This window comes from Cellulomonas sp. P4_B5_2, assembly GCF_056402235.1.
The window spans coordinates 1-4,819 of sequence record NZ_JBFUHU010000291.1 but is presented as its reverse complement, the minus strand read 5'-3'; the positions used below and the strand labels follow the sequence as shown (position 1 = coordinate 4,819).

Genomic DNA, 4,819 nt, shown 5'->3' with positions numbered 1-4,819 from the left:
GGGCGGGACTTCGGGTTCGTGTTCCAGCAGTTCAACCTGCTGCCCGGTCGCACGGCGCTCGAGAACGTGTCCGCTCCGCTGCTCTACGCCCGGGGCCGGCAGTTCTGGTCGCGCACGCGCCTGGCCGCGGAGATGCTCGAGCGCGTCGGCCTGGGCGACCGGGTGGACACCATGCCCGACAAGCTGTCCGGCGGCGAGCAGCAGCGGGTCGCGATCGCCCGGGCGCTCGTGCGCGGGCCGCGGGTCATCCTGGCCGACGAGCCGACCGGCGCCCTCGACGTGGAGACCGGCGCCGAGGTCATGGACCTGCTCGACGAGATCGCGTCGCAGACCGGCGCCGCGCTGGTGACCATCACGCACGACCTCGCGGTGGCGGCACGGGCGGAGCGCCAGTACCGGCTGACCGAGGGCGTGCTGGTGCCGATCAGCCTCGACACGACCGCCGACTGGGTGGGCGACGTGCCCACGCTCGTGGCGGACCGGTCCGCCCGCACCGAGCGTCGGCTGCCCGAGCCCACCGGCGAGGCAGAGGTGCTCGCATGACCGGCGCGGTCGGCGCGATCGTCGAGGCCTGGGGAGAGCTGCGGATCCACAAGCTCCGGGTCCTGCTCGCCCTCATCGGCGTGGCCTGCGCGGTCACCGCCATCACCGGCGTCACCGCGCTGGTCTCCATGCTCAACCAGTCGTTCAAGGAGCAGACCGAGCGCCAGTCCGGCCGCGTGGTCACGCTCAACGTCAACGCCTGGTCCTCCGGGGAGGACGCCACCCCGCCGACGGGCTGGGACGCCGAGTTCGAGCAGGTGCTCGAGCGCTACGACATCACCTACGCCAGCCGCAACGAGTGGACGCAGGCCGTGGTCCGGTACCCCGACGGGACGCGGGCGACGCAGGTCCAGGCCRTCGACGCCGACCTCGGCACGATCAACCGGATCGTGCCGGTGCAGGGCCGCTGGTTCACGGACGCCGACGAGGAGGCGATGGCGCCCACGCTCGTGGTCAACGAGGCGTTCCTCGAGGCCCAGGGGCTGTCGGACCTCTCGTCGCACCCCACGGTGCAGCTGGGCGACCGGGCGCCGGTCACGGCTGCCGTGGTCGGCGTGCTGCACGACGACTGGTCCGATGCCGAACCCGTCGCCTACGTCCTGTACGACCAGTACCACCGGTGGATCGGCCCGGACGGCTCCGGCATGCAGTCCGGCGGCTCCGGACCGGTGGTGCCCAACCCGATGATGCCCCCGCAGGTGCCGTCCATGTTCCTGTGGGTGCCCACCGAGCAGTCGACGGCGCTCGCCGACCAGATCAAGCGAGACATGCAGGCAGTCGCACCGGGCTGGCAGGTGGACGTCCAGGACAACAACTACGACACCGGCGGGCTCGACCGGGCGACGAAGTGGGTCGGCATCGGCATCGGCGCCTTCGCGCTGCTGCTCGGCGGGCTCGGGCTGGTGAACATCGCGCTGGTGACCGTGCGCTACCGCATCCGGGAGATCGGGATCCGGCGCTCGTTCGGCGCCACCTCCGGGCGCGTGTTCTTCGGGGTCATGCTCGAGTCGGTCGTCGCGACGGTCGTGGCCGGGCTCGTCGGCGTCGTCCTCGCGGTCGCGATCATCAAGAACATCCCCGTCGAGCGGATCTTCGGCAGCGGCATCCAGGACATGCCACCGCTCCCGGTCAGCGCCGCGCTGGTGGGCATGGCCGCGGCCGTCGCGGTCGGCGCCCTCGCCGGACTGATCCCCGCGATCGTCGCCGTCCGGGTCAAGGTGATCGACGCCATCCGATACTGACGTCTGACAGGGCGAAAAGGTTGTGCGACCTGCGGTGGATGTGCGACGGCACACCGGCTCCCTACGGTCGAGGGCGTGACCACGACGCCGGGCGTCCGCGGAGGGGCGGACGCCCGGCGCTCGTCACGACGGCGCCCAGGAGATCACCCTCAAGGTGGATCTTTGACCCACTTTGCGCCGCTATGGTCATCGTCGACACGAGTGAGACCACCTGTGACTCCACCGCCGAAGGGGCCGACACGATGAGATCCACGCGCACCACCTCCGCGCTCGCCGCCGCGGCGGTCGCGGTGACGCTGCTCGCAGGCTGCGGCAGCGGCGGGAGCGATCCCACGGACGACGGCACCCTGACCTACGAGGACAGCCCGCTCGCCGTGTACTGGGAGCAGCTGGGTGGTTCGCAGGACCCCTCCGACGCCGAGGCCCAGCAGGCCCGGTCGGAGGAGATCGTCGCCGCCTGCATGCAGGACGAGGGCTTCGAGTACACGCCGCAGGACGCCTCGGGCATGACCCAGAGCATCGAGGACGAGGGCGACATGCCCGCCTGGGACTCCCTCGAGTTCGCCGAGCAGTACGGCTACGGCGCCACGACGTACGCCGAGATGCCGATGAACAAGGGCGGCGGCGAGGAGTGGGTGGACCCGAACGCCGACTACCTGGCGACCATGAGCGAGGGTGAGCAGACCGCGTTCTACGAGGCGCTGTACGGCAAGCAGACGATGTCCGAGGAGCCCACCGACGACGAGACCGCGGTGGAGCAGGAGTACGACTGGACGACGGCCGGCTGCCAGGGCAAGGCCCAGCACGAGGTCTACGAGGAGGGCCAGGTCTACGACGACCCGGAGTTCAAGGACCTGATGGACGGCATGTCCGAGCTGTACACGGACGTGGAGAAGGACGAGCGGACCATCGCCGCCTACCGCGAGTGGGCGGAGTGCATGGCGGAGGAAGGCTACGACTTCGCCAACCYGCAGGAGGCGCAGAACAGCGTCTACGAGGCGGTCAACGAGATCCCGTACGACGAGGAGGACGGCTCGCAGGACCCGGCGGCGCTGGCCGAGCTCCGCGACGAGGAGATCGCGACCGCGACGGCCGACCGCACGTGCCAGACGAGCACGGGCTCGGCGCGAGCGGCGCTCGAGGCGCAGTTCGCGGTGGAGCAGGACTTCATCGACGCCCACAAGGACGAGCTCGACGCGATGGTCGAGAAGGCGGCGCAGGCGGACAAGACGTGAGCACCCACGTCACCGGAGGGCGCCGCACGATCGTCGTGATGGCGGTCGTCGCCGTCGTCTGCCTCGCCGCAGGACTGTTCCTGAGCCAGCTGATCGTGTCGCCGGGCAAGGCAGCCGCCGACGCCGCTCCCCCGACCGCGGGCCCCATCACGGTGCCGGTCGAGAACCGCGTGATCTCGAACGAGCTCGTGATCCGCGGCGACGTCGGGTACGACGACCCGGTCGCCCTGCGCGTCGAGACCGGCGACCTCGGCGGTCCCGCCGTCGTCACCGGGCAGGTGCCGCAGGTGGGTGCGCAGATCGGGGCGGCCTCGGTCGCGCTCGAGATCGTCGGCCGGCCCGTCATCGTCCTGCCGGGAGACCTCCCCACGTACCGGTCGCTCCGAGCCGGGGTCTCCGGCCCGGACGTCCGCCAGCTGAAGGCCGCGCTCGCCTCGCTCGGCATCGACGCGGGCGACCCGGCCACCGACACGTACGACTCCGCCACCGCGGCGGGCGTCCGCGCGCTGTACCAGAAGGTCGGGTACGAGCCCCCTGCCGCGGGCGAGGACCTGCAGGACACGGCGACCGCGACGCGCGAGGGTGTCCGGTCCGCGCAGGACGGGCTCGCAGCCGCCCAGCGCGAGCTGGCCGCTGCTGCCGCCGGGCCGGCGTCGTCGGTGATCATCGGCCTGGACACCGCCGTCGCGGTCGCGCGCCAGACGCTCGCGGACGAGCAGACCCGCTGCGCGGCACCCACCGAGGACGCGCCGTGCAGCCAGGCCGCGCTGGTGCAGGCGCAGGGCGCGCTCGCCCAGGCCGAGGCCGAGCGCGCCGAGGCCGGCACGGCGAAGGACGTCGCGTCCGAGCGTGCCGCGGTGACGTCGGCGCAGGCGCAGCTGACGGCCGCCCGGGAGCTCCAGACGGAGGCACAGGCGGCGACGCTCACGCCGCTGCCGGCCAGCGAGGTCGTGTTCGTGCCGACGCTCCCCCGTCGGGTGGACGTCGTCAGCGCGATCCGCGGCGGGACGGTCACGGGCGAGTTCATGAGCGTCTCCGGTGCCACCATCCAGATCACGGGGAGCGCGACGCGCGCCGACGCGGAGCTGCTGACGGTCGGCGCGACGGGGTCGATCACGCTCGACGACCAGGAGCTCCCGGTCACCGTCGCTGCGGTCAAGGACTCCGTCGAGACGCCGACCACCGAGCCCGGGACGCCGGAGGGCGAGGAGCCCGAGCAGCCCGCCGCGCCGAAGGGTGACCGGCGGGCGGTCGTCTTCACGCTGGGGAGCCTGACGCCCGAGCAGGTGTTCGCGCTGCAGAACACCAACGTGCGCGTGCGCGTGCCCGTGAGCTCGACGCAGGGCGAGGTGCTCGCGGTTCCGCTTGCCGCGCTGACGGCCGGGCCGGGTGGCGAGTCCCGGGTCGAGCTCGCCGGCACGGGCGGGAAGGCCAGCTCGCTGGTGACCGTCACCACCGGGCTGGCGGCCGACGGCTTCGTGGAGATCTCGAGCGCCGAGAGCCCGCTCGTGGCCGGCGACCTGGTGGTCGTGGGCGTCGCCGACACCGAGAAGAAGACGACGGACACGGAGGCGGACGAGTGACCGTCCTCGACCTGCTCGACGCACCCGAGCAGCTCGAGCCACAGGCGCCGGTGCTCGAGCTGCGGGGTGCCGCCCGCCAGTTTCCCGGCGACCCTCCGGTGCACGCGCTGCACCCGGCCGACCTCGCGGTGGCGTCCGGCGACTACCTGTCGGTCGTCGGGCCCTCCGGCTCGGGCAAGTCCACGCTCCTGAACCTGCTCGGCCTGCTGGACAAGCC

5 protein-coding genes are annotated in these 4,819 nt (G+C 72.4%); all 5 read left to right on the top strand.

The genetic code is table 11. The features are described 5' to 3' along the window. The coding region (locus AC1DUQ_RS17720) for an ABC transporter ATP-binding protein (protein ID WP_477074248.1) at positions 1 to 543 on the top strand (543 nt) is incomplete at its 5' end. Next, positions 540 to 1,784, top strand: a complete 1,245-nt coding sequence (locus AC1DUQ_RS17715; RefSeq protein WP_477074247.1) for an ABC transporter permease — start codon at positions 540 to 542, stop codon at positions 1,782 to 1,784. The genes AC1DUQ_RS17720 and AC1DUQ_RS17715, both read left to right, overlap by 4 nt. Before the next feature lie 242 nt (positions 1,785 to 2,026). Next, on the top strand, positions 2,027 to 3,019 hold the full coding sequence (locus tag AC1DUQ_RS17710; protein WP_477074246.1) for a hypothetical protein: 993 nt from the start codon (positions 2,027 to 2,029) through the stop codon (positions 3,017 to 3,019). Next, complete coding sequence (locus AC1DUQ_RS17705; RefSeq protein WP_477061497.1) at positions 3,016 to 4,602, top strand: peptidoglycan-binding domain-containing protein; 1,587 nt, start codon at positions 3,016 to 3,018, stop codon at positions 4,600 to 4,602. Before AC1DUQ_RS17710 ends, AC1DUQ_RS17705 begins: the two co-directional genes overlap by 4 nt. Further along, positions 4,599 to 4,819, top strand: a 221-nt coding sequence (locus AC1DUQ_RS17700) for an ATP-binding cassette domain-containing protein (protein WP_477074245.1), incomplete at its 3' end; no start/stop codon positions are given. The genes AC1DUQ_RS17705 and AC1DUQ_RS17700, both read left to right, overlap by 4 nt.